22 protein-coding genes are annotated in these 25,476 nt (G+C 51.3%); 18 read left to right on the top strand and 4 right to left on the bottom strand.

Features of this window, described 5'->3' with window-relative positions; genetic code table 11:
• The first annotated feature begins 162 nt into the window (after positions 1-162).
• The 9 genes from AC4G46_RS19930 (at position 163) to AC4G46_RS19890 (ending at position 9,165) form a co-directional block, all read left to right on the top strand.
• Positions 163-777 carry a glycerol-3-phosphate responsive antiterminator gene (locus AC4G46_RS19930; RefSeq protein WP_491124236.1) on the top strand — a complete coding sequence of 205 codons (615 nt, stop codon included), beginning with the start codon at positions 163-165 and terminating at the stop codon, positions 775-777.
• A 104-nt stretch (positions 778-881) separates the two neighbouring features.
• Complete coding sequence (locus tag AC4G46_RS19925) at positions 882-1,688, top strand: HAD-IIA family hydrolase (RefSeq protein ID WP_491124235.1); 807 nt, start codon at positions 882-884, stop codon at positions 1,686-1,688.
• A 27-nt stretch (positions 1,689-1,715) separates the two neighbouring features.
• Positions 1,716-2,450: a glycerophosphodiester phosphodiesterase gene (locus AC4G46_RS19920; RefSeq protein ID WP_491124234.1), complete on the top strand. Its 735-nt coding sequence runs from the start codon at positions 1,716-1,718 to the stop codon at positions 2,448-2,450.
• Positions 2,451-2,454: 4 nt separating this feature from the next.
• Complete coding sequence (locus tag AC4G46_RS19915) at positions 2,455-3,198, top strand: glycerophosphodiester phosphodiesterase (RefSeq protein WP_491124233.1); 744 nt, start codon at positions 2,455-2,457, stop codon at positions 3,196-3,198.
• 68 nt (positions 3,199-3,266) lie between these two features.
• Entirely contained in the window at positions 3,267-4,355 is a 1,089-nt protein-coding gene (locus AC4G46_RS19910; RefSeq protein WP_491124232.1) for an ABC transporter ATP-binding protein, read from the top strand.
• Positions 4,352-5,230, top strand: a complete 879-nt coding sequence (locus AC4G46_RS19905; protein ID WP_491124231.1) for a carbohydrate ABC transporter permease — start codon at positions 4,352-4,354, stop codon at positions 5,228-5,230. The genes AC4G46_RS19910 and AC4G46_RS19905 overlap by 4 nt, the downstream gene beginning before the upstream one ends.
• Positions 5,231-5,242: 12 nt before the next feature.
• Positions 5,243-6,070, top strand: a complete 828-nt coding sequence (locus AC4G46_RS19900) for a carbohydrate ABC transporter permease (RefSeq protein WP_491124230.1) — start codon at positions 5,243-5,245, stop codon at positions 6,068-6,070.
• A gap of 81 nt (positions 6,071-6,151) precedes the next feature.
• A complete protein-coding gene (locus AC4G46_RS19895; RefSeq protein ID WP_491124229.1) occupies positions 6,152-7,462 on the top strand; it encodes an ABC transporter substrate-binding protein in 1,311 nt (436 codons plus the stop codon).
• Positions 7,463-7,650: 188 nt separating this feature from the next.
• Complete coding sequence (locus AC4G46_RS19890) at positions 7,651-9,165, top strand: serine hydrolase domain-containing protein (protein ID WP_491124228.1); 1,515 nt, start codon at positions 7,651-7,653, stop codon at positions 9,163-9,165.
• A gap of 9 nt (positions 9,166-9,174) precedes the next feature.
• Here AC4G46_RS19890 and AC4G46_RS19885 read toward each other — a convergent pair whose 3' ends face one another.
• Positions 9,175-9,657 (bottom strand): GNAT family N-acetyltransferase, encoded by a 483-nt coding sequence (locus AC4G46_RS19885; RefSeq protein ID WP_491124227.1) that lies wholly within the window; start codon positions 9,655-9,657, stop codon positions 9,175-9,177.
• 706 nt (positions 9,658-10,363) lie between these two features.
• Here AC4G46_RS19885 and AC4G46_RS19880 point away from each other — a divergent pair.
• Together AC4G46_RS19880 and AC4G46_RS19875 are read left to right on the top strand one after the other, a co-directional pair.
• Positions 10,364-10,822 carry a RidA family protein gene (locus AC4G46_RS19880; protein ID WP_491124226.1) on the top strand — a complete coding sequence of 153 codons (459 nt, stop codon included), beginning with the start codon at positions 10,364-10,366 and terminating at the stop codon, positions 10,820-10,822.
• A 271-nt stretch (positions 10,823-11,093) separates the two neighbouring features.
• On the top strand, positions 11,094-11,756 hold the full coding sequence (locus AC4G46_RS19875; protein ID WP_491124225.1) for an HAD family hydrolase: 663 nt from the start codon (positions 11,094-11,096) through the stop codon (positions 11,754-11,756).
• 130 nt (positions 11,757-11,886) lie between these two features.
• On the opposite strand, the gene AC4G46_RS19870 is transcribed toward AC4G46_RS19875, so the two are convergent.
• Positions 11,887-14,472: a glycosyl hydrolase gene (locus tag AC4G46_RS19870; RefSeq protein WP_491124224.1), complete on the bottom strand. Its 2,586-nt coding sequence runs from the start codon at positions 14,470-14,472 to the stop codon at positions 11,887-11,889.
• Positions 14,473-14,688: 216 nt separating this feature from the next.
• Between AC4G46_RS19870 and AC4G46_RS19865 the strand changes: the two genes are divergently transcribed.
• Both AC4G46_RS19865 and AC4G46_RS19860 read left to right on the top strand, forming a co-directional pair.
• Positions 14,689-15,135: an oxidoreductase gene (locus AC4G46_RS19865; RefSeq protein WP_491124223.1), complete on the top strand. Its 447-nt coding sequence runs from the start codon at positions 14,689-14,691 to the stop codon at positions 15,133-15,135.
• A gap of 27 nt (positions 15,136-15,162) precedes the next feature.
• A complete protein-coding gene (locus AC4G46_RS19860) occupies positions 15,163-15,621 on the top strand; it encodes an OsmC family protein (protein ID WP_491124222.1) in 459 nt (152 codons plus the stop codon).
• A 316-nt stretch (positions 15,622-15,937) separates the two neighbouring features.
• Here the strand turns inward: AC4G46_RS19860 and AC4G46_RS19855 are convergent, their stop codons facing one another.
• On the bottom strand, positions 15,938-16,771 hold the full coding sequence (locus tag AC4G46_RS19855) for a MurR/RpiR family transcriptional regulator (RefSeq protein ID WP_491124221.1): 834 nt from the start codon (positions 16,769-16,771) through the stop codon (positions 15,938-15,940).
• Between the two features lie 180 nt (positions 16,772-16,951).
• Here AC4G46_RS19855 and AC4G46_RS19850 point away from each other — a divergent pair, with 180 nt between their 5' ends.
• The 5 genes from AC4G46_RS19850 (at position 16,952) to AC4G46_RS19830 (ending at position 24,427) form a co-directional block, all read left to right on the top strand.
• Positions 16,952-17,836, top strand: coding sequence for a DUF8171 family membrane protein (locus AC4G46_RS19850; RefSeq protein ID WP_491124220.1), 885 nt, complete (start codon positions 16,952-16,954; stop codon positions 17,834-17,836).
• Complete coding sequence (locus tag AC4G46_RS19845; protein ID WP_491124219.1) at positions 17,829-19,649, top strand: ABC transporter ATP-binding protein; 1,821 nt, start codon at positions 17,829-17,831, stop codon at positions 19,647-19,649. The genes AC4G46_RS19850 and AC4G46_RS19845 overlap by 8 nt, the downstream gene beginning before the upstream one ends.
• Positions 19,633-20,469: an energy-coupling factor transporter transmembrane component T family protein gene (locus AC4G46_RS19840; RefSeq protein ID WP_491124218.1), complete on the top strand. Its 837-nt coding sequence runs from the start codon at positions 19,633-19,635 to the stop codon at positions 20,467-20,469. The genes AC4G46_RS19845 and AC4G46_RS19840 overlap by 17 nt, the downstream gene beginning before the upstream one ends.
• A gap of 42 nt (positions 20,470-20,511) precedes the next feature.
• The gene (locus AC4G46_RS19835) at positions 20,512-21,306 is read left to right on the top strand and encodes a PHP domain-containing protein (protein WP_491124217.1); all 795 of its coding nucleotides are present in this window, start codon (positions 20,512-20,514) and stop codon (positions 21,304-21,306) included.
• Positions 21,307-22,183: 877 nt separating this feature from the next.
• The gene (locus AC4G46_RS19830) at positions 22,184-24,427 is read left to right on the top strand and encodes a helix-turn-helix domain-containing protein (RefSeq protein ID WP_491124216.1); all 2,244 of its coding nucleotides are present in this window, start codon (positions 22,184-22,186) and stop codon (positions 24,425-24,427) included.
• Between the two features lie 122 nt (positions 24,428-24,549).
• Here the strand turns inward: AC4G46_RS19830 and AC4G46_RS19825 are convergent, their stop codons facing one another.
• Positions 24,550-25,434 carry a carbohydrate ABC transporter permease gene (locus AC4G46_RS19825; protein ID WP_090716449.1) on the bottom strand — a complete coding sequence of 295 codons (885 nt, stop codon included), beginning with the start codon at positions 25,432-25,434 and terminating at the stop codon, positions 24,550-24,552.
• Between the last annotated feature and the right edge of the window lie 42 nt (positions 25,435-25,476).

The following is a 25,476-nucleotide window of genomic DNA, read 5'->3' as shown; positions in this document are numbered from 1 at the left end:
AATCATTTGGTTAAAAGAAAGCAAAATACCTGCGTCCGCGTTAACACTAACTTTTACATAGCCCGAATACGGGGCCAACAAAAGAGCTGTAACATGGGTTTCAGGGCCGGAAGCAATACAAGCCGGTGACCAGGCGATAAGCGAAAGGGAGTGTGCCTCACGATGAAGCATAACCCCATCATTGCTTCCATTACAGAAGAATCGCAGATCAGGCAGGCTATAAGCTGCACGGTGAAAAGGGTAAACCTGATGACCGGCAATATTAACAATTTGGGACAGCTTGTACGGCCTTTGCAGGAAGCGGGCAAGCAGGTTTTTGTACATGTCGAGATAGTCGGCGGAATCGGGCGTGATGCAGCGGCGATCCAGTATCTGGCCGAGGTTTTTAAGGTAGACGGGATTATTACCACCAAAAGCAACTCCATCGCCACTGCCAGACAGCACGGCCTGTCCAGTATCCAGCGGGTATTCGCCATCGACTCGGCGGCCATAGAAACGGCGCTGCGTATGATTAAGTCGAGCAATCCCGATGAGGTTGAGCTGATGCCCGGCCTGATGCCGAGGATTATCAGGGAGATGAAGCAGCGTATCAAGCAGCCCTTAATTGTTGGTGGATTAATACGGCACGAGGAAGAGATCAGCAGTGCACTGGAGAGCGGTGCAGATTACGTATCGATTGGCGATTCGTCATTATGGAAAGAACCGAAACTACATACAGCACCCCGGGGTGGAGACGATGAGAAAACCCAGCGGTCAGAAATTGGTGTTCCGATCTAACGTATGCCTATACGCGTAGAGGAGGGATTCCTTTCTGGAGCTGGTTTTTTTGTACGCAAAATTCCGGTTGTACCGGCAACATGAGAGAAATGAGGTGGCCGCAGATGGACATCGCTTCGTATGAGGCATATTGCTTTGATCTGGATGGAACTGTGTTCATAGGCGACCGGCTGCTTCCGGGAGTGGAGCAGGCAGTAACAGAGCTGCGCAGGCGCGGCAAAAAAATTCTTTTTCTCACCAACAGTGCGGTGCACACCCCGCTGGACTGCCTGAACCGGCTGGCTGCAATGGGCCTGAGCTGCCGGGAAGAGGAGATCTTGACCGCGCTGTATGTCAGCGGGATGTATTTTGCCCGGCAGGAGCCGGAGGCGAGGCTGTACCTGGTCGGTGAAGAGGTGATGCGCAGGCAGATGGAGCTCTGCGGCGTGGCTGTTACGGACGAACCGGCGGGGGCAACGCATGTGCTGATCGGTATGGACCGGAGTTTCACTTATGAGAAGCTGCGGCTCGGAATGACGGCGGCAAGATCGGGAGCAAAGCTGGTCGCTGTAAATCCCGATCCGGTCTGTCCGGTGCCGGGCGGGTATATCCCTGATACCTGGGCCATCGTCAAGGCGCTGGAGATCGCTGCGGGAAAGCCATCCGAGCTGGTGATGGGCAAGCCGTCACTGTACTATGCCCGGGAAGCACTGCACAAGCTGGGGCTCGCCCCTGAGCAGTGTCTGATGGTCGGCGACCGGCTGGAGACGGATATTCTGATGGGCACCGGCAGCGGCATGCACACCGCACTGGTGCTAACAGGAGTAAGCTCCCGTACCGACATTGAGCGGATGCAGATTGAGCCGCATTATGTGCTGGACACGCTGGCCGATATTGTTCTGCCGGGGATCATACATGAAAGAACAAGCTAGATCCATTTCGAGGAGGATGAACAGATTATGAACAACTGCAAGGTTTTGGCCCACCGCGGAGCGAGCGCTTATGCCCCTGAGAATACAATGGAAGCCTTCCGGCTGGCGGTTGAGCAGGGGGCGGACGGTTTTGAAATTGATATTAACCTCAGCAAAGACGGGGAAATCGTCGTCATTCATGACGACAGCATCGACCGGACCTCGGATGGACAGGGTGATATTACCGCCTACACTTTGGAGGAGCTGAAAGCCTTCAATTTCAATAAGGGCTTCGCAGAAAAATATACAACCGCACGCATCCCTACGCTTCGAGAGGTGCTGGAGCTGGTGAAGGAACACGGTCTGTACCTGAACATTGAGGTCAAGGATATTCTGTCCAAAATGGAGCTGTACGCCGGACTTCCCGGCGCAGCAGCTGAGCTGGTGCGGGAATACGGGCTGACGGAGCAGGTGATTTTCTCCTCGTTCAACCATTACTCCATGGTGAGGTTGAAGAATGAGTACCCGGAGATGAAAACAGGACTGCTGTACATTGCCGGATTGTACCAGGGGGCTGAATACGCCAAGCTGACCAAGGCTGACGCGCTGCATCCGGTGTTTTTCGGAGTGAACCGTGAGGCTGTGGACGAAGCCCGCGCTGCCGGAGTGCAGGTCAATGCCTGGACAGTGAACGAGCCGGAGCATATAGGCTGGATGCTGGCGGCCGGCGTGGATGCAATTATTACGGACCGGCCGGATGTCTGCATCGGGTTAAGAGGGTAGCAGGATGAACAAGACAACCATTTTGGCCCACAGAGGGGCAAGCGCCTACGCGCCGGAGAACACGATGGCTTCCTTTGCACTGGCCCGCGAAATGGGGGCACAAGGGATTGAACTGGATGTGCAGCTGACCCGGGATGGGAAGCTGGCTGTCATCCATGATCATACGATCTACCGTACATCGGACGGTAAAGGCCGGGTCAGCGACATGACGCTGGCGGAGCTGCGGCAATACGACTTCTCTTACACCTTCAAAGGAGAGTACAGCACCGAGGGCAGCCGCATTCCCGAGCTGAAGGAAGTCATGCAATTTGCCAAGGAGAATCAGCTGTACATCAACATTGAGACTAAAGATTATGCCAACCCTTACGGGGAAGTGAATATCCGCACAGCGGAGCTGGTAAAAGCCAGCGGCTATCAGGAGCAGACGCTAATCTCTTCCATTAACCATAACGCAATGGCCCGGCTGAAGCGTGAGTATCCAGAGCTGCGGACAGCGATTGCTTTCATGGAAAGCTACTACCGGATGGAGGTATATGCGGCCAGCTGCCGGGCCGATGTGCTGCATCCGTATTACCTTGGCGTAGACGCTGCGTTCATGGAAATAGCCAAGAGCTACGGGTACGAGGTGAATCCGTGGACCGTGGATGATGTAACGGAGATCCTGCGGCTGCAGCAGCTTGGAGTGACGCGGATTATAACCAACCGGCCGGATGTCGGCGTGGCGGCGCTGAGCAAGGTGAGCGTATAGATTGGATGACTGATTTATTAACACTATGGGGAAGTGGCGAAGCCCCATAGTTTTCATAGGAGGAAACCATGAGCAGCATTGTACTGGAGAACGTAAGCAAAGCCTACGGGGACAAAAGCATCATAGAAGGACTGAATCTGACGATTGAGAGCGGAAGCTTCACCGTGCTGGTCGGGCCGTCCGGCTGCGGAAAGTCGACGACGCTACGGATGATTGCCGGGCTGGAGGAGCAGACCGGAGGCCTGATCTCCATCGGCGGCAAGAGCATGAACCAGGTGGAGCCGGGCAAACGGAATCTGGCGATGGTCTTTCAGAATTATGCGCTGTACCCCACAATGACGGTGGAGAAGAACATCGAATACGGATTGAAAAATAACAAGGTGCCCAAAGCCGAGCGGAAGCGCCTGATTACCGAAATCGCGGAGACAGTGGGCTTAACAAAGCATCTGCACAAAAAGCCGGAGTTTCTCTCCGGCGGCGAGCGTCAGCGGGTCGCGCTGGCCCGGGCGATGGTTAAGAAGCCGGCGGTCTTCCTCATGGATGAGCCGCTGTCCAACCTCGATGCCAAGCTCCGCCAGCAGATGCGCATCGAGCTGATTGAGCTGCATAAGAAGCTGGGCGCGACCTTCATCTATGTTACGCATGATCAGGTGGAAGCGATGAGCATGGGCACACAGATTGTGCTGATGGACGGCGGGCAGATTATGCAGGAGGATACGCCGCACGGGATCTACAATGAGCCGCGCAATATGTTCACCAGCCATTTTATCGGCACGCCGCCAATGAACCTGCTGGAGCTTGCCCGGTCAGGGGGCATCCTTAGCGAAGCACCGCAGGGGGCGAAATTCTTCGGGTTCCGGCCGGAAAAAGCAAAATTTGTCCCGGAGCCGGAGCTTGCGGGTGAGAAGATGCTTGAGCTGGAAGCCGTCCTTAGCAGCCGCGAGCTGCTTGGCTCAGAGGTGATTTACAAGGCGGTGCTGGCAAGCGGGCAGAGCGTAGCGGTCAAATGCTTCGACAGTCCCGAGCGCAGCCTGGAGCCGGTTAAGCTGTATGTGAACAAGGAGCATTTATTCTATTTCGACGCACAGGAGCAGCGGATTCCGGCAGACGACAGCAGAGCAGGCGTGACCGCTCCTTCCATCGGGAGCACAGCATGAAGAACCGTAGCAAGAGCATGAAGCTGTTGCCTTATCTGCTGGTTGCGCCGGCGGTGCTGATTCTGACGATTTTTTATATCTATCCGATTCTCTATAACGTATATCTGAGCTTCTTCACCTGGAATATGCGCGGGCCAATGAAGTTCGCCGGACTGAATAATTACATCGAGCTGTTCAAGGGCCGCGATTTTCTCAGTACCCTGAGTAACACGCTGCTCTACATGGTGATGGATGTGACGCTGGTGATGGTGCTGGCGATGCTGTTAGCCCTCTTTTTGCAGAAAAACACCTTCATCAACCGCTTCATTCAGACGCTGAGCTTCACGCCGAACATTATCTCCCTGATCTCGGTCTCGCTGATCTGGATGTGGCTGATGAATACCGATACCGGGCTGTTCAATTATCTGCTTTCCCTGATTGGGGCCGGGCCGGTGGGCTGGCTGACGGATAAGCAGGTGGCGTTATTTTCACTGGTGCTCGTGTCGGTCTGGAAGTCGGTCGGCTTCAATGCGCTGATTATTACCTCGGCCCTTGGCTCGATTCCCGCTCATCTGTATGAGGCTGCGGCGCTGGATAATGCATCGAAGCAGTCGGTCTTTTTCCAGATCACGCTCAAAATGATCTCCCCGACCCTGTTCTTTCTGATCCTGATGAACATCATCGGCTCCTTCCAGGTGTTCGAGACGATCAACATCATGACCCAGGGCGGACCGGCGAATGCCACGAACACGCTGATCTTCAGCATCTACAAGCAGAGCTTTGAGTACTACCGGGTCGGCTATGCGGCGGCGATGGCGGTGGTGCTAATGGCAATAGTGGGGCTGATTACGATTTTCTACTTCAAGGCCCTGAACAGACGGGTCCATTACCGCTAAAGGAGCAGACTTGTGAAAACATTGATAAGAGCGCCCGGGCTGGTGCTGCGTATCCTCATCTCGGTGCTGCTGATCGTCATCTTCCTGACGCCGTTCTACTGGATGATCCTGACCGCCTTCAAAACATTGGGCGAAGTCCTGGCGATGCCGCCGAAATTCTGGGTCCAGTCGCTGCAGTGGCAGAATTTTAAGGATGCTTTTACCCGGATTGATTTCCTGCATTATACGCGGAACTCCCTGATTATTACGCTGGGAACGCTGATCGGTCAGGTGCTGGTGGTTGTGCCGGCGGCTTATGCGTTTGCGAGATATGATTTTAAGGGCAAAAACTGGCTGTTCGGGACTGTGCTGGCGACGATGATGATCCCCGGACAGCTGATCTTTCTGCCGATCTTCGTTATGTTTGCGAAGTCCGGGCTGCTGAACACTTATGTGTCGCTGATTGTGCCTTTTATCGCCAGCGGTACGGCCATCTTCATGCTGCGGCAGACGTTCATGCAGGTTCCCGACTCCCAGCTCGAAGCGGCGCGGCTCGATAATGCCGGAGAATTCAAAATCATCTACACGATCATGATGCCCGCCGCGATTCCGACCCTGTCTACGCTTGCGCTGCTGACGTTTATCGGGACGTGGAACAGTTACTTTTTTCCGCTGGTGTGGACGACGACAGATGCTGTCCGGACGTTGCCGCTCGGCATTCAGAGGCTGCAGGATATTGAGGGCTTAAGCCCGCAGATTGTGATGGCCGGTAATATGATGCTGATTGTGCCGATTCTGATCGTATTTGTGGTGGCGCGCAAGCAGATTATCAAGGCGTTTACTTACATGGGAGTGAAGTAGCGGCAGCGTCCGCAGGCTCCCGTGCTGATCCATAGCTTCAGCAGTACACATTAGAGAAGGTTCTAGGAGGAGAAGTGGACAATGAGTATGTGGAAAAAGAAAGTTCTGCCGCTGATGATGACAGTTCCTGTAACAATGGGGTTGGCTGGTTGTGCACAGACAGATGCTGAAGTATCGGCTGCACCGTATGAGAAGGGGGATCAGACTATCGACCTGCAATTCTGGACCTCCGCTGTTGAAGAGGTGAACCAGTCGCTGGTGGACCAGTTCAATGAAACCAAGGGTGCCGAGCTGAACATTCATGTTAATGCCGAGTATCAGGGCGACTATTGGGAGATGCAGCAAAAAGTAAATGCCGCGGCCATTGCCGGTACGCTGCCGAATGTGTTTGTGGACGAAGTGGCGATGACCAAGGGTTTTGCCGACAATGATATTATTGTGAACCTGGAGCCTTATATTAAGGCTACGGATTTTGACCGGTCTGATTTCCAGATCGGAGATCTGGGCAATCTGTACGTCGGTGAGGATCTGTTCGCTTTTCCGCATATGAGAAGTGTGCCGGTGATGTATGTGAATAAGACGCTGGCGGCAAAAGCGGGACTTAATGCGAACGGCCCTGCTACCTTTGCCGAGCTTGAAGCGTACCTGCAGGCAGCACATGATGCTACCGGCGAACCGCCAATGTACCTGTTCAACTACGATTTCTGGGTGATGGAGGCGCTGCTGCATTCCTATTCCGGGACTACGGTTGTTAATGCGGAAGAAACAGAATCAAATATCAACAGCGAAGGCGCGGTTAAGCTGATTACCTTCATTGAAGAGCTGGAGTCCAAAGGACTGGTTAAAGTGCTGGGCGTTACCGACTCGGATGCCTTCTATGCCGCGATTGCGAAGCCAAGCACAGCCCTGATCTTTGCCAGTATCGGCGGTTACAAGACATTCGCGGGTATGGCACAGCAGAGCGGGATTGAGCTGGGCGTGTCGATGATCCCGACAGGTGATGACGGTAAACGGGGCGTGCCGGTGGGCGGCTCCAATACGTATCTGGCTAATACCGGATCGGATCAGGAAAAAGCGGCTGCCTTCGAATTCATGAAATGGCTGTCCGATACGGAGCAGGCTGCTTACGCTTCTGCCAACACCGGCTACCTGCCGACCCGCTTGTCTTCACTCGACACGGACCTGATGAAAGAGACCATCGCGGCATTCCCCGGCTACCAGGTAGCTTCCGACCAGCTCGAATTCAGCAAAATGCGTCCAATGACCGGCGCATACCACGAGATCGAGGACCTGATGGGCGGCCGGATCAACGAAATCTGGCTGGAGAACCTGAACATTCAGGAGAGCCTGGATAAGCTGGCTGAGGAAGTGAATGTGATTTTGAACCGGTAGGCTGTGCGGGGATTTTAAGGTGAATAATGAGGATGCAAAGCTTCTGCTTATTTTTTGGCGGGGGCTTTTTTATGCGAGGATGCTTGCAGGACGCAGTGAAGTGAATGAATAGATCGTCAAACTCTATATAATGAAATATCTGAATATGGAGCTTGCGGGGATCGGATGATTAGAAGGAGAGAGAAGCAATGAGGAGATTTTTTAGGGGAAAAGGGATGGTCTTAGGCTGTCTGGTCCTCATAATTGCGATATTTACGGCGTTCTGCTGGCAGGGGCTGGGGAACCTGTTCATGGCAGGAGAGTATGGGACAGTAGATGAAATGGCAGAAAGCGTCATGCTCAAAACAGCTACTCCGGGTGCAGCGGCTTTAATAACCAAGCAGGGGAAATCTGAGTTTAAGGTCTACGGATACGCAGATGCTGAGCAGCAAAAGCAGGTCACTGAAGCTACCCTTTTTGAGCTGGGTTCGACTACGAAGGCCTTTACGGCGCTGGCTGTTATTTTGCTGGAGCAGGAGGGCCGTTTGGCGTATTCGGATCATGTTACAGAGTATCTGCCATGGTTCGGGCCTGCTTTTAGAGGGAACAAGGCAGAGATTACGATCAATCAGCTGCTGGCTCATACCAGCGGAATTCCGGCCTGGAGCATCCGGTTCATTCCTGAAGGTACTGCGCCGGAGCTGCTCGAGGACACCATACATAAGATTTCTGATATTGCACTGGATACATACCCCGGCACCGGATATCAGTATGCGACGGTTAATTATGATATTTTGGCAATGATTATTGAGCAAATTACAGGTATGAGCTATCAGGATTACGTAGGGCAGAATATTCTAATGCCTTTAGGTATGACAGACAGTTATTTTGCCACAGGGCAGGAAAAGGAACCTGAGCAGCTCAGCACGGGCTATCGCGTGTTTTTTGGTAAAAGCATAGCGTACAACGCGCCCAGATATTACGGTAATATAGCTGCCGGGTACCTGGTAACGAATGTTAAGGATTTGGAGCGCTGGGTTCATGCCCAACTGGATATCGGGAATATACCGGATGCTCTAAGAAAGGCAATCAGACAATCACATGAAGCAAGACCGGAGACAGCAGGGGTGGAAGCGGAAGGCCGATATTATTCCTATGGCTGGAGCAATGAGCCGGACCATCAGATGATCCGCCATACCGGAAGTAATCCTAACTATTCCTCGCAGGTCATCATCGATCTGGAACAGCAGACAGCTGTGTTTGTACTGGCCAACCTGAATTCGGCGGCTCCGTTGCTGATTGCAAGTAACATATATGAAAATGTAAACGGCAATGCCATGAAAGCCTATAAATACGATGATACATATACTTTAATTGATGTGGTGTTCTCGTTCTTAGCTCTGCTGGCGGCTATTAGCGTAACCCTTAAGGGGATTAGACTGGCCGGAGGAAGAATGGGGGATATTCAAAACGAACGGTTAAGACGCCGAAAACGAATAATAGCTAGGCTCGTTCTCAGTTTTAGACTCCTGCTACTGGTGCTGATAGTACTCTGGCCTTATCTGATTCAATACAATTACTACATGATCAGCGTGTGGATGTCTTCTGCAGTGTTTATATGGATGGGGCTTGCTGCGGTCAGCTGCGTGTTATCGGTAATATGCCAATGTATAACAATAGCAGGGCTGAAGAACGCTGGTGTTGGAGGTATAACGGGTAGGTGAAATAAAGCTTTAGTCGGGTTCACTAAAAGAATCATTTTCTTGTATCATCGTTACGAATGCTATTGTCCCTTTAACAAATTCGCTCTCACGGTGGAAGCTGAATTGTTCATATAGACGGATCGCCCTGAGATTAAACTTTGCAACGGTTAGTCGTCTGGGAGTGTTTCCGTACGTTTTACTAATATAGCTAAGAACAAACGCCAGGAACGAGAAGCCATTTCCCTGACCTGTATACTCGGGTCTCATTCCTATTCCGATATCGATATATTGTTTCGAATAAACGTATTCATCATTGGGAACCTGTGCTGCTAATCCTAAACAAAAGAATCCTACTAATCGCTTTTCGGTATCAAATACTCCCAAATAGGAATCCTCAAGCATTTCGCTTACCGCTTCCTCGCTGAATTCATTGTTGTAAAAGTCATAGGGTTCATCATACTTCCAGCTTAGAATATCACTCGCCATGAGTGTGTTTATTCTGTCAATGTACAATTTCTTAACGCCTCCTTAGGTGAGCTTCTATATAAATTTACTAAAAAGATTACCAGTATCCTGCACGTTAACGCAATAACGCCGCTGATCACGGCATCTTATTGAGATAGTGTTTCGAATTAGTGTAATAACAAGTAAACCCGGTCAGATGCGCTCATTATATCTCAGTATTCTTCTAAAATAGACAGGGACCTCATGCCAAGATAAGTCTGGACACGAAGCTGCGACAAGAACGGCATCTCCTTCAATTCCGCTCTCAAGGAGTGCAATTGCCCATCTATTCAACAAGTCAGCATCCAAATAATTACGGTTATATGCCTCAATTACATCGCCTGTTAGAATGATATTCCCTCCTAAGGTAAATAGAGAATCAACACGGTTCCGCAACAAGATTGCACCATTAATGGCATTGGAAACGGTTCTGAATTAACCACCCATATTTAAAGGTATCTAAGAACACTTTCCCTATGGGGATTTTATCCAACAAGAGTATCAATTTCAAGTATCAGAAGAATCAGGTGGTTTCGAAAGCGGGTTTATGTAACCATTCATATAACCGCAAGAGGATCGATGTGAATAAGGACATACTCACCGAAACGTTAAAACACAAAATCAAAGAACTTGAGACCAGTCAAGCACAAATGGTTGCTCCTTTACTGATAGGGTAGTATAATTCTTCCAAATCAGAATAGCGAGGTGATTGAACATGACTGAACAAACAGTAGCCAGTAGAATAGCAACATTAGGAATTGTTCTTCAGAGTGCAAGCGAACCAGCAGCCAAGTACGCAAACTTCATAAAAGTAAACGGGTTATTGTTTGTTTCTGGCAAGGGACCTGCTGGAACACCTAAAGGGAAGCTAGGTCAGGATTATACAACTGCAGAAGGTTATGAATTTGCACGACAATCAGGGATTGAAATTTTGGCTGTACTACAAACAGCTTTAGAAACACTGGATAAAGTGAAACGAGTGGTTAAAATTCAGGGTTTTGTTAATGCAGATGCTAATTTTGAAGAACATCATAAAGTGTTGAATGGTTGCTCAGATCTTATGCTGGATGTTTTCGGAGAAAAAGGGGTCCATGCACGTTCAGTCTTTGGAGCTGTTTCGGTTAGAGACAATCTTCTCATTATAATTGATTCAATATTTGAGGTTGAGGAGTAGAGAGTTTTACGCTAGGAGACTGGATATGAACTTTTCGAATCGTTATATATGGATAGAAGCTGAAATGTGGCCCGTAGGCTCATGGAATCATAAGGATGGAAACTCTGATGTTATTGTTGTTTTTCCGAATCGTTCCAAATGGATTTCCAGTTTTTTCACTTACCAAAATATCGAGACGTTAAGGCAAAAGAACATACAAACCGGTGAATGCATGAACGGCTTATTGCGGATGGAATCTGAATAAATTAGAGTTTACAGAAGGGCTAAAGACATGGATATTAAAGCGGTGCTCTTTGATTTAGATGGTACGTTATTGAACCTTGATGCTTCGCTTGTCTTTTTTGCTCGTGACCAGTACGATCGGTTTTCACAACTTCAATTAGTAGAGAAAGACATTTTTGTACGGCGGTTTATCGAGCTTGATAATCACGGATATGTTTGGAAAGATAAGGTTTACCAGCAGCTTATTGGTGAGTTCTCAATTCAAGATATGGAGTGGACTGAGCTTCTAAGTGATTACTTAATTAGTTTTCAAAGGCATTGCATAGGTTTTCCTAATATGATAACTATGCTTACTGAATTAAAGAACAACGGAGTAAAGTTAGCGCTGATTTCTAATGGTTATGGACAGTTCCAGTATGATAATTTTAAAGCACTGGGTATTAGTCATCTATTCGACGAGGTTCTGATATCAGAATGGGAAGGACTTCGAAAGCCAAACCCAGAGATTTTCATTCGAGCTCTGTCCAAACTGGGAGTGAGAGCAGAAGACGCACTGTTTGTAGGTGACCACCCGGAAAACGATATAAAAGCGAGTCGCGATGTAGGTATCAAAGCAGTATGGAAGCGAAATCAACAATTTTGTCAAGAGGTTAATGCCGACGCAATTATAAATGACTTGGAGGAATTAACTCAATACGTATTACGCTATTGATAACGCTGCTGGGTATGTTGATGTACTTTTGGCGGCAATCCATACACTATCATTAATCAGCATCGAATCGTTCTTTCCGGTGAAAAAAGAGTGGACCAGGGGAAATCCCCTGATCCACTTTTTTGCCTGCCTAAGGCTCAATTCCCCACACCAGCTGCCCGCTCACATAACCGGTGACTTTATCATGGTTGGCGAACTGGGTGCCGGAGGCCTTGAAGGAGTAGTCGTCAGCCTGATTATAGTTGGACCAGTCAGTTTTGGAGAACCGGGTCTGGATTTCTGCGCTCTGGCCGGGATTTAGCGATCCCGCTGCACTCGTAAAGCCGATCTCCAGCGCATAATCCGCTCCGGCAACCGGAGTTGCCAGCTTCACGAAATTAGCGGTGACATTTGCGCTTCCGACACTGGCCCAGTCACTCCAGAAGCTCTGTGCTTTGTCCCCGTCGATGGTGTAGTAATACCGGAGCTTGACGTCACTAAGCTGGATCGCGGAAGTTCCGTTGTTGATCACTTTGAATTTTGGTGAAATGCCGTTGCTGGAGGCACTGGTGTTGCCATTGAAGGCTTGAATCGTCAGGTTTCCTGACGGTACGGTAACGCTGCTGTCCGTCACATTTACGGTAAGAATGGCATTATTTCCCGAGTTAAAATGAAAGGTTAGCACATGCTGGCCGGTTGGCAGTGTGGCAAGATACGATTTTTTCAGAACAACAGCAGTGCCTGTTGCCGTATAATCCTGGCCGGAGACAAGAGCAGCGGTTCCTTTGGTCACACTGGTCAGCTGGAGCCCGTTCAGGGTAAGGGCTACTGAAATGTTCTGCTGAAGCGAGGCTGCTTTGTCAAAGGCTGCGGTTACCGGCGAGATTGTAGCGTCTGCTGCGCCCGGTGTTGAATCAATGATTTTCACCTTCAGGACAGGGTCTTGTCCCTGGTTAAAATCCAGCACGATCGAATGCTCGCCAACCGGCAGCTGAGCCAGGTACGCTTTTTTCAGAGTCAGCGTATTTCCGTTCAGGGTGTAGTCCTGCATTGCAGTCAAGGCGGCAGTGCCTGCCCGGAGAGCGGTTAGTGTATTGCCGTTAGGATTCATGGTTATGGCCTTGTCACTCTGATTAGGCGTGTATTTGTCGAACTCAATGCTTGACGGTGTGATGGATGCATTTGGTATGGGGTTATTCACACTCAGGTCAGGCAGCTCGTCCAGTGTAATAACATAATTGCTCTGGTAGAGCGTCGTCAGAGTCGCCGGATGATTAAAAGCAGTGCTCATAAGATGTTCACCGTACCAAGGCAGGAAGTAGAGCCAGCCGGATTTTTCCTCGGTCAGGTTCTTTACACTCGGAATGGTGTCGTTTTCCGTCATCGCTACCATTTTGGTACCGCCGGTTAATCCAACCAGCTGATAAAAAATGGAAGTAATCGCATCCTCATTCGGCACACCGGACAAGCCGTCATAGCGGTTGTAAATCGTATTGTATTTATCGTAGCCGACCAGATCGACCTGGTCATTGCCCGGGTACCACGCCGGAGAGGTGCTGTATACATAGCTGTTGTAGGTCCAGATTAGGTTGTGCAGGCCATACGTTTCTGTGAGCTTGGTATAGATCTGATCCCACAGCTGCTTGTACACCTCAGCCCCGGCCGATGCCCACCAGAACCAGGCGCCTTCCCCGTTCAACCCGCCGTTGCCCTCTGCCTCATGGTAAGGACGGAATAGGACAGGAACGTTGTTATCCTGCAAAATCAGCAGCTGTTCCGCCAGATCATCGATAGCAGCCATCACATACTGATATTCTTTGGTGCCGGGAACGACTGCATTGGCTGTATTAAAATTGGTTTCTGTCGGCTTGTAGGTGGCTTTCTTCCAGTCTACAAAATCGCCGGCCTGATAGGCAGTGAAATCACGGGGCACATTGATATGCCAGGAGGCTGTTGCGATTCCCCCGCGGTTGTTGACCCAGTCGATCATCCGGCTCGTTGTTCCATCCTCCCAGCCATACAGCGGATTATAGTTCATGAAGTCAAAGCCGCGGATCGCCGGATATTTGCCGGTCAGATTGTGAATCCAGTCGAACTCAAGCTCGGCATTGCCGTCATTCCCGCCGCCGTAAATCTCCTGCTGGCCGGAAATAATATGATTACCGTAGACTTCTGTCAAATAGTTCATCAGCAGCTGGGCTTCCGGGGTGGCTTGCGGATCGGAGAGGACAGGCTGCACATTCAGAGGATCGAGATCAGCATAATCGACCGTAAAGGTATCGAAGTACGCGAAGCCCCAGCCTGCCTTGATCTGGATGGTGTTGACGCCCTGATTCAGCTTTTGGAAGCCGAAATCGAAATCCTTCCAGGTGGTTGTGTAGGGCAGCATATACGAGCCCTTGGTAACGCCGTTAACCGTCAGAGACTGCTGTCTGCCGTCAGCGCTGAGCTCTTGCATATACCGGGTACTGATGGAGTACATGCCGGTTTCCGGGACAGTGACTGAGAAGGTTAACGTGCCTGAGTTCTGCATCCAGACAAAGCCGCTTCCGGAGTAACCGGGCTTAGGTGTTCCGTAAATCTGCGTAACTACCTGGAGGTCGGAGCTGAGCTGGGCATTTTCGCTTTCGATTGTGTACAGCGGGGCTTCTGCGTGAGCGGGTGCAATCCTCACCATTCCAAGCAGCAGAGTAACTACGAGCATCATTGCGCCTGCTTTTTTGACTAAATCTTTCATCGTCATCTTCCTTTCCATAATGAAATAGGATGAATAACTTCTAGTCTACTGACTCATGATGGCGCTTTCATAGTGAATATAGCATATGTAACAAAATATGTAAATATATGGAGTTGTGAAATATAAAGACAGATTAGGGGAGCTTGAGTTGCTGTTTTGCCATGGTATAATACGGCATAGCGTCTGCTTCATTATTTCAGCTGATAAGGAGAAGCGATGAGAACAATAAGTCTCTTAGCTGTCAGACCCGGAACCCGGTTCGATGAATCCGATCCTGCGCGGGAAGGAAATAAAAATAGCAGGTTTGCTGATCTGATTATTGACGGGCATTCCCTGTACCAGAAGCTTAAAAAGCATGATCTGGTCCCGGCGCTTGGCTGGGGGAGTGAGGCGTATCAACGGCGCATGATTGATTATTTTTTATTAAAGCAACCTCATGAGTATATGTTCTATAGATACCCGGTATTAGTCTGCCCCTGGTGCGCGGATGAGGAATGCGGCTATATCTCTGTTAAAATCGACAGGGAGGACGATGTGGTCATCTGGAAGGATTTCCGGCTGGGGAGTAATAATGAGCCTGTAAAGGCCGGGCCTTTTTATTTTGAATGGACAAACTATAAAAGCGCTATTGAGGCTACGTTCGGTACAGCAGGGATTCAGTAATGATATAGAGAGGAATGAACAAGTGAGATGAAACATCCTTTTCATTTAAAAGCGGTATGGAACGGCGGGCGTAACAGTGAGGGGCAGATTGACGCAGGCGGGCTCAAAACTGTCATTTCGATACCGCAGGAAATGGGCGGCCCGGGGACTGGTACGAATCCTGACGAGATGCTGCTGGGGGCGGCGGCTACCTGCTATCTGATCACGCTGGCGGCGATGATGGAGCGTTCTGAGATTACACCTGAGAGTCTGACCCTGGAGTCTGAGGCCACTGTTGATGTCACGAATAATGTGTTCACTTACGAACGAATCACGCATAAGCCGAGGATTGTGCTAAGAGCAGATGTGACCGAGGCTGAACGGACGAAGGCAGAGCGGCTGGCACATAAGGCTGAGGAGTCGTGCATGATCTCGCGGGCTGTTGCGGGAAATGTAGCGATTGAAACGGTGCCTAGTATTGTTACGGCGGAGCCGGATGCTGTGTAAATGGGGCGTATTGTGATTGCAGTTGAAGTGTTTTGTTGAGCTGAATTCATACTAAATGGAAATTCGCCATCTAATTTTCTGATAAAACCCGATATCAGGAAACTAATTGGAAAAACGTCACTTCATTTTGCCGGAATGGCCTTTAGAGCGGTAAATAGCTTTATATAGATGTCGTATTTCCAACTAAATGTCGGAAATATAAAAAAGTAGTGAAATCAAGTGACGAAAATCCAATTAGATTAACGCGATCCATAAAAAGACGCCTGTACCAGGACAGACAAGTCCTGCGCAGGCGTCTTTTTGCTGTCCATCTGTGTCAGCTCCGCGGCAGCCTGCTGCCATACCTTGCACGCAGCTGCTGCAGCTTGTCGAGCTTCTTCAGGCTGCGGTCCTTGCTCAGCAGGCCGACGCCGAGGATCAGATTCTCGATAATGTAGGTGGGTCCAACCATTGAATGAAACTCCCATACCTCGCCCCGCCCGGCGTACAGCACAATATCGGCGTCCTGTGAACGGGGATAGACTAGCCTGTCGGTAATCAGGATGACGAAATAACCTGCCTCCCGCGCATAGTCGAGGATAACATCCGTTTCGGGCAGCAGCTGGACGAAGCCGAAGACGAGCACCACATCCTTTTTGCCGGCATGCATCAGGGACTCCATCAGCTCATGGCCGCTGGGGGCCATCCGTTTCAGATTCAGCCCGTAGCGGGCCATCCGGTAAGACATCAGCTCAGCCAGACCGGCACAGGGGCCGGGGCTGTAAATGTAAATATGCCGGGCAGCGGACAGGGCGGCTACTGCACGCTCAAGGTGGGCTTCGTTCAAATAACGGTTTGTCTCCTGCAGGTGATGTGAGGCCACATCCAGCAGCATTTGCGGGAGGGAGCTGCCGCCGGTCCGCTGCATGGCATCGCGCATTTTTTCAGACGGGGTAGACTCGAAGCGGAAGCGCAGGCTGTTCTTGAAGTCCTTGGCGTGGCGGTAGCCGGCCGCTTTCCAGAAGCGGGATACCGAGGCAATGCTGATGCCCAGCTCGTCGGCCATTTCCTGCTCGGTCATGTAGAGGACGCGCAGCTCATTCTTTTGAATAAAATCGGCAATCACCCGCTGGTTCGGGGAAAAGGGACGGCGGTTCCAGTCCTTGTACATAGGCAATTGTCCTCCTGGGATGATGATGCTTCTCCACTATAGCCTGCCAGTGTGATGTAAATATTTTTACAGCGTTAAAAAACATGGAAAAAAGATTACACCCTCTTAACAAACGGGAAAAGCTGTGCTGACACGCTCTTTCTATACTTAAGTTAAATTCTTGAAGGGGGCCATTACGAAATGAGTACGTTAAAAACGCGCTACACGCTGACCCAATCGCAGAAAATGATGATCTTCGTGCTGTCCATGTCACTCTACGGGTTGTCCAACATGTTCACGGAGCTGATTCCGAGTGTCCAGCTGGGGCCGATTGAGCTGTCGGTCGAGTATTTCGCTTTCATTCCGCTGACGCTATGCATGCTGTTTCATCCGCTGTATGCGGCTGTGGGGGCGGCGGTTGGCGAGGTAATCTTCGGGGAGCTGATGCTGGGGCAGTTCGGCGGGCTGGGTGAGCTGGAAAAATTCATTACGTTCTCGCTCGCGATGTATATCGCCGGCCGGATGGTGTCCGATCCCAAAAACCGCAGGCAGGTCGGCATCGCGGCGATCAGCGGGGTGGCGATTCACCAGTTCTGCAGCTCGGTCATCGACATTGCTAAGGTGTGGGTCGGTGTGGAGGAGCTTGAGGCAGTGCAGGGGTTGGCGGAAAGTATCGTCATCATCGAAGGTGTCGGATTTCTGAATGATGTGCTGTTCTCGGGCATTCTGTTCGCGCTGCTGCCGACAATGTATCTGGTACCCCGCTTGTACGGTAAAATCGAACCGCTGCTCGGCATGAAGCCGCGCGAACGGAATATGCAATATGCCTCCGGCGGCAAATCGTGGCTGTCTCCGAAGCTGCTGGGCGGCGCCATTCTGCTGGCCCTGATTGCGATGGGGGCAGAGCTGCTGTCCGAGTCGGGCTGGAGCATCGGCGAATTCGAGCTGCCGGGGGCAGAGTCGAATGAGGGGATGCTGATCTGGATCAGCATGCTGGCAGCCGCAGTGGTTGCGGCGGTAGTGCTAACAGTGATCCTGCGGAAGGCTTCACGCAGGCGGCAGGAAGCGGGGCAGCTGGATGGGTAAGCCGCTGCTAGAACTGAGCAATGTGTCATTCACCTATCCCGGTGCGGAACAGCCGGTGCTGCAGGAGGTTTCGTTCACCCTGCAGCAGGGGGACTTCGTGGCGGTCATCGGCAGCAACGGCTCGGGCAAATCGACGCTGTGCAAATGTTTTAACGGCCTGATTCCGCATTATTACACTGGAGACTTCGAGGGTGAGCTTAAGCTGCTGGGCGAATCTGCGGAAGGGAAGCGGGTCAGCGAGCTGTCCCGGCATATCGGCTATGTGTATCAGGATTTCGAGAACCAACTGGTCCGGCCGACGGTGCTGGATGATGTGTGCTTCACACCGCTCAATTACGGGCTGGTTGATTACCGGGAGCGGGGATGGCGTGCGCTGGAGCTTACCGGACTCAGCGGCCTGAGCCGTGAATTCATCTGGCAGCTCAGCGGCGGGCAAAAGCATCTGCTCGCCCTGGCCGGAGCACTGGCGATGGACCCGGACATTCTGGTCATCGACGAGCCGGTGGCCCAGCTCGATCCGCAGCATGCCCGGCAGATCTATGATATTCTGCGCCGGCTGAATGAGCAGCACGGCAAGACGATTGTGGTGATCGAGCATCACGCGGAGTTCATCGCGGAGTACTGCCGCTCGGTGGTGCTGATGGACGGCGGACGGCTGCGCTGGCAGAAGCCGGTCCGTGAAGCGCTCACCTCGGTGGAGGAGCTGCTGGCCTTAGGAATCTATCCGCCCGATGTCACCCGGGCGGCCTGGCTGCTCCGGCCGGACCGGCAGGCCGCGGGAGAGTATCCGCTCAGCTGTGAGGAGGGGCGGGCATGGTTTGGGCGGCGGGCTGACGCTGTGAGTGCCGCCGACTCTGCCAGTGCTGCCAATGGCCGGACTCTGGCAGCGGCTTCGGCCGCAGCTGATCCCGCAGCACCGCCAGACTCCGCAATGCATGCGGCAACGGAAGCGGCGGTCAGCCAAACCCAGGCAGAGCCAATTGTCCGGATGGAGCAGATCCGGCTCTCATACCGGACGATCCACAAGACGCTGCAGCCGGTGCTCAGCGGTGTTAATCTGGAGCTGTACGCCGGGGAGCGTGTAGCGCTAATCGGGAACAATGGAGCGGGCAAGTCCTCGCTGATGAAGCTGATTGCCGGAATCACTGCACCGACCGGTGGTACTGTTCAGGTCAAAGACATTACCGTGAACGGACTGCCGCCGGAGCGGCTGTCGGGCATCGTGTCTTATGTGTTCCAGAACCCCGAGGATATGTTCATTGACGATTCGGTGCGCGGGGAGATCGCTTATTACCTGAAAGCGAGAAAGCTCGCAGATCTGGACGCAAGAGTGGAAGAGATGCTGCAGGCCTTCCGCCTGCAGGAGCTGGCTGAACGGGATGCCCGGCTGCTCAGCGGCGGACAGCAGCGCAGGGTGTCGCTGGCGATTGGCGCAGCCGTCCGTCCGGCAGTCATGCTGCTGGATGAACCGACCGCCAATCTGGATATTTCGACGAAGCAGGAGATGACCCGGGTGCTTGAAGCACTGCGCGGCCATGTCGAGACGGTTGTCATCGCTACGCATGACATGGCTCTGGTGGCCGAGTGGGCCAGCCGGATCATCGTGATGAGCGAAGGCCGGATTATAGCCGACGGTGATAAGGAGGCTATATTTTCAGATGGGCAGCTGCTGCGGCGCGCCGGGCTGGCCGAAACCCAGCTCATGGAAATGAGCCGGCTGCTGAACCTGCCGCAAATCTGCAGCAGCCTGGAGGAATTCACTGCTATGACAGAATGGAGAAAGGGGGAGCTTGTACATGGTGGAAGCCGTTAAACGGGCGCTGGGCAAAATTTCCGTTGAGCACATCAAGCTGGAGCTGCTCGGCACCGCGTATAACAGCAGCAGCACGTTTCTGGGCAGGCTTGACCCGCGGATGCTGCTGATCTGGTACTTATTCTTTGCCATTACGCCGTGGTTCATCTATAACCGCACGATCCTGCTCGGAATGTTTGTCTTTATGGTGGTTACGACTGTACTGTCCAAAGTCAGTCCGTACATTGTGTTCATTCTCTGCCTCGGTCTGGTCAGCCAGATCGGCTGGATGTTCCTGTTGTCGCTCTTCTTTGGCGGAGGCGCTGAATCGCTGCTGCCGATGCTGACCTTGACACTGAAGCTGTCTGTTATTTCACTGGCAAGCATCACGGTCTTCTCCAGCCTAGACCCGGAGCGTTTGAGTGACGGGTTGTCCGCTCTTGGCGTCCCCGATGCTTTTGCCTTTAGCCTGTCGTATGGCTACCGTATTCTGCCGACGCTGCTGGAGGAATTCCACCAGATTCTGCTCTCCTTCAGGCTCAGGGGGCAGCGGCCAACGAAGCACGGGTTTCTCTACCTGCGGACCGCCGCGTATTACCTGCGGATTCTCGTACTGGTCTTCTATCCGCTGATGCTGAACACAGCCAAGCGTTCACGCACCACGGTTGAAGCGCTGGAGACCAGAGGCTACACTTATGCCGTCAATAACCCGAAGGTTAAAAAGCTGCGTCTGTCCTATCTGGCCATGCAGCGCCGGGATTGGATGTTTGTTGCCTTCTCCGCAGTATATATCAGCCTGCTGTTCCCGCTGGGAGCCGCCTTTCCTAATCTGCTATATTAATCTGCTCTATTAACCCAAAAAACTAAGGAGTGTCATCCCTATATGAAAATAGATCTGCATACCCACGGCAAGCTATCGAAGAAATCCGCTTTCTCGGAAGAATACTTCCGTGAAATGGTCACGGAGGCGCTGGCGAACGGCCTGCAGGCACTTGCGCTCACAGAGCACTTTAATACCTCGAATTTCTTCGGGATGTATGAGACGCTGGACCGGATGTACCCGTACAACGGGCATTATTACGAGGCTGACGGCCTGCGGATTTTCCCTGGCATGGAGGTCGATATTGCTGAGACCGGCCATATCCTGCTGATCGGACTAAAAGAGGACATCCTGGAAGCACGCTGCGCCCTTGAGGGCAATACGCTTGAAGACTCCTTTATCGCGTTCCGCCAGCTTCTGGATCTGGCCGACGCACACGGTTTATGGAAAATCGGCGCCCACCCGTTCCGCACCTCAACACCGCTGCATCATCTGGACCCGGCGCTGCTGGCCCGGCTGGACGCTTTTGACTTCAATGCCAAGGATATTTACATGCAGGGCGAGCAGCCGTACCGGGCACTGATTGAACCGTTTGCGGCGCGCTTCGGTATCCCGGTCATTGCCGGCAGCGACAGCCATCAGTGCCTGCAGTACGGCAGCGTCGTGAACCGGCTGGAACAGGAATGCTCAACCGTTGCGGAGCTTAAGGCAGCTATACAGCAGGGCAACTATACCATTGAAGTGTCGCCTTGCCTGAGTACGAAGGTCAAAGGCTCGGTCATGATGAAGAAGCTGCTCAAGCAGATGGCGGGAGAGGCCCCGTCAAGGGATGAAGCGGCGGCTGAGTATACAGCTTAGGCAGGCAGACGGGGCTGCTGATTGAGCAGGAGTATAGAAGGAGACTGCATCGTAATTGTTTGGTTGAACAGTCCCGTGTTTTGAACAACTGATAATTGTACAACTGCTTCATGTGTGTGGCAGAGTCTTTTTTGATAATGCATCGTTTCAGCTTTCAGAAGTCTGTTGCTTATATACTTGCCGTAATGCGGTACGTTAGCTGCACTTATGCAACTATAACTGGCGAAATCCCGCATTTGCAGCGTATTACTGCATTCTATATAACTAAAATGGCCCGATTTGTTCAAAAACAGGAAGAGGCGGCGTTTTAGTTGTACGGAGTGCAGTTATGTTCATACTTCGGGGAAAATACGGCGTTATAGTTGCACGAAGGCAGTTACGTGAATCTTCTCTCCTCGTACTCCGCAATTACTTATAAGCGAGCGTCTCATCAACCATTCAGCATATTCCCGCACGCCCAAACCCCGGCGGACTTTTATTCAACGTAAATAACTCTTCCTCAACATTCAAATAATGGATAAATTGGATTAAATGGATGAGATCTATAATGTTTATTTAACATTGAACACGTTAACAACCATTTTTGCAGTTTTGCTGTCAGTACAGCCCCCTTCCTGATGAAAGCCCCGAATGGCATTAAGCTATTTGCTGTTGAACAACAATCTGGCGCATAACATTCGAATATTTTATTCAATTCGTATATACATCCTCCGATCTGAACCTTTGCCATTCCTAATAATTGTTAACGTGCTCAATCACCTGCTGTGCTTGGCAGAAAAGTGTGAAAACCTGCTGCACACGTTAAAAAAATCATGGAAACCCTTTTTTGAAAGCGCTATAATAAATATTAATGAGCAGATATTAAAGGGGCAGCGCAATGAAAAAAGGGAGAATGTTCTACGGGATTTTCATTCCTATTCTGATCCTCGGGGTGGGACTGGTTGCCAGCTTTGGCAGCTATATTTATATCAGTACGATCCGGTCGGTGGTCGGGCAGTTCTCCAGCAGCAAGCAGAGCTATGTTGAGCAGATCAAGAACAATCTGGAGCACAAAATCCAGAGCATTGAATATGCGTTCAATACGTTCAGCACGACGAGCTCTTTTCAGGAACTGGTCACGAATCCGATTACAATCAAGGACTTTGAGGCTTACCGCAGTGTCAATTCGCAGCTGAATTATATTGCCTCGATGACGGCGGAGGGTACGGAATATTCGCTGATCAGTCTGGAGCAGAACTGGCAGATTATGAATGAGCGGCTGACCAGCCTGAGTGAAGCGGATGTGGAGCAGCTGCGTGAGCAGTATATCGACCACCAGAGTCAGAGTTTATTTTGGGTCAAGACGGATAAGGGCATAAGGTTCGTGAATACACTGCCTGTGTTCTCCAGCAAAAAGCAGGCCATCGCCTTATCCGACATCTCCCGGTACACGCTGGATTCAATCATTAAGACGGACGAGAAGGCCCAGGTGTACATTCTGAATAAATCCGGTGAGCTGTTGTATGATTCCGGACAGAAAGAGACAAGCCTGACACCGGAACAGCTTACGGAGCTAAGCGGCAGCATTACCGCGGGTGATGAGAACGGCAAGACTGAAATGGAGACAGGCGGAAACCAGCCGCTCCAGCTGCTGTATTCCAAGTCCTCCTATAATAATTGGATTTACCTTACGGAGCTGGATCAGGAAGAAATCGCCGGTACGCTCAAAATGACCAAATTCGGCCTGTACGCTCTCGGGCTGCTGAGCATTTTGCTGATACTGGTTGTCGCTTATATTGTCGCTACTTATTTTACAAAACCCATACAGCAGATCAAGCGCAGTTTATCCGTGATCCCGCCGGTGAACACCAAAAATGAGTTCGAATATATTATCCATTCCATTGATACCATCCTGTCGGAGAAGGAATCATTAGCCAGTCTGATCAAAGCGGAAATGCCGCAGCTGGAGACCCAATTGCTCCACAACCTGCTGCGCAACCGCGAAACCCCTGAGGATCTGGAAAGGAATCTGCAGCGCTTCGGATATCCGCCTAACGGCAGCCTGAGATATACGGTGATGCTTATTCAGCTGGACAGCTTCGGCGCGCAGGGGTCGTCCGATAAGGATGTCCTGCTGCTGGCCATCAACAAGATGGTGGAGGAGATCATTCCGAAGTCACAGCGGATGCAGCCGATTATTCTGAATGATGACACTCAGGCAACAGTCCTGGCTATGCCGGAGCCTGACGGTCAAGAGCTCAACAAAGAGCTGCTGGACTATGGAACAGCGCTTCTGAAGGCAGTGCGGAATTATCTGAAGGTCCCGATCAGCATCGGGTTCAGCATGTCCTACCGTGATCTGCTGGAGAGCAAGGAAGCCTGCGAGATGGGCAAGCAGGCGCTGCACCAGCGGCTGAATCTCGGTAAGGAATCGATTATCTTTTATGAGGATATATACAAGGTCGTCTCCGGTCCGGTGCTGCTGCATTATCCTGCGGAGCTGGAGTCACAGCTGTTTAACGGCATCCGGCTGGGGGACAGGGAGCAGGTAACAGAAGCACTTTACCCGTTCCTGGCCCAGCTGATCGGCAAGAACAAGAGCACATTGAATTTTGAGGTTATGCTGGTGCGGCTGGTGAACAATCTGATTCAGCTCGAGCAGCATCTCGGTATTCAGGTTCTGCTGACCCAGGATAACAACAAGCTGTACCACCGGGTGCTGGACATCCGTAATCCCGAAGAGATTGAACACCTGCTGGTGCAGGAGGTCATCTACCCGATGACCACGGCCATGAAGGAGAAGACAAGCAAGCAGTTCCGCTGCCTGTCCGACAAGATTACCGCTATTGTCCATTCCGAGTTCGACCAGGAGCTGACGCTGGAGGGCATCGGCGAACGGCTGCACTACAATCCGAATTATCTCAGCAGCATCTTTAAGAAGGAATACGGCACATCGTTTAGTGAGTATCTGATGAATTACCGGCTGGAGATGGCCAAGAAATGGCTGTCAGAGACAGACATGACGATCCGCGAGATCGCCGAGCGGCTGCAGTACCATAACCCGCAGAACTTTATCCGTTCCTTCCGCAAGAAGGAGCAGGTTACACCGGGCACTTACCGCAAGCTGCAGCAGGGTGCCTAACCCAAAAGCATGATCCTTAGGTCACAGCAATAATCATCACAACCTTTTTAGCATAATCAGGTACAAAAAAACGGTATCGGCCTTTAGTGAAGGCGGTACCGTTTCTTTTTACTACTATACAATTAACCCTTTACAGCCCCCATCAAGGCACCCTTGGTAAAATGCTTCTGCACGAACGGATAAGCGATCAGCATCGGAACTGTAGCAACTACGATTACCGCCATTTTGATCGTCTGGGCCGGCGGGATAATATCGACCGAGGTACCCTCAGCCTGCATCCCGCTGGAGACGATAACGATCTGGCGCAGCAGCACCTGTATCGGCCATTTTACCGAATCATTAATGTAGAGAATGGCGTTCATGTAAGTGTTCCAGTAAGCAACCGCATAGAACAGGGAGATGGTCGCGATGGACGGGAGGGCCAGCGGCAGCATGATTTTCAGGAAAATTCCGAAGTCATTGCTTCCGTCAATCTTGGCAGATTCCTCGAGGCTGTCCGGCAGCGCCTGGAAGAAGTTGCGCATGATGATCATATTAAAGGCGTTGATCGCCACCGGGAACACCAGAGACCAGTAGGAATTGATGAGGCCGACCGATTTTACAACCAGAAAGGTTGGGATCATGCCCCCGCTGAACAGCATGGAGAACACAACAATGAAGTTAATGGTGTTTCTGAGCGGGAGATATTTGCGGGACAGGCCGTAGGCCATCAGCGCCGTCAGAATCATACTAACAATGGTACCTACAATAGTGACACCTACAGATACGGCGAGACCTTTGAAGATTGTAGGTGTGGACAGAATGTAGCGGTATGCATCCAGTGAAAAGGTAGTCGGGAACAGGATGAATTTCTTGGCAATCACTTCCTGGGTGGTCGCGAAGGAGCTGGCGATAATGTTTACAAAAGGCAACAGACAGGCTAGTGCGATCAGAATCAGGATACCGGCATTTACGACCGTGAAGATCTGTCCGCCGAGTGATTCTTTTCTTCGTGAGCTGTGGTTCATTTCATATCCTCCTTGTATTCGGTTACCTTTCAACTGTAACAA

Source organism: Paenibacillus sp. fava2 (assembly GCF_058313675.1).
This window is presented reverse-complemented; position numbering and strand designations above follow the sequence as displayed.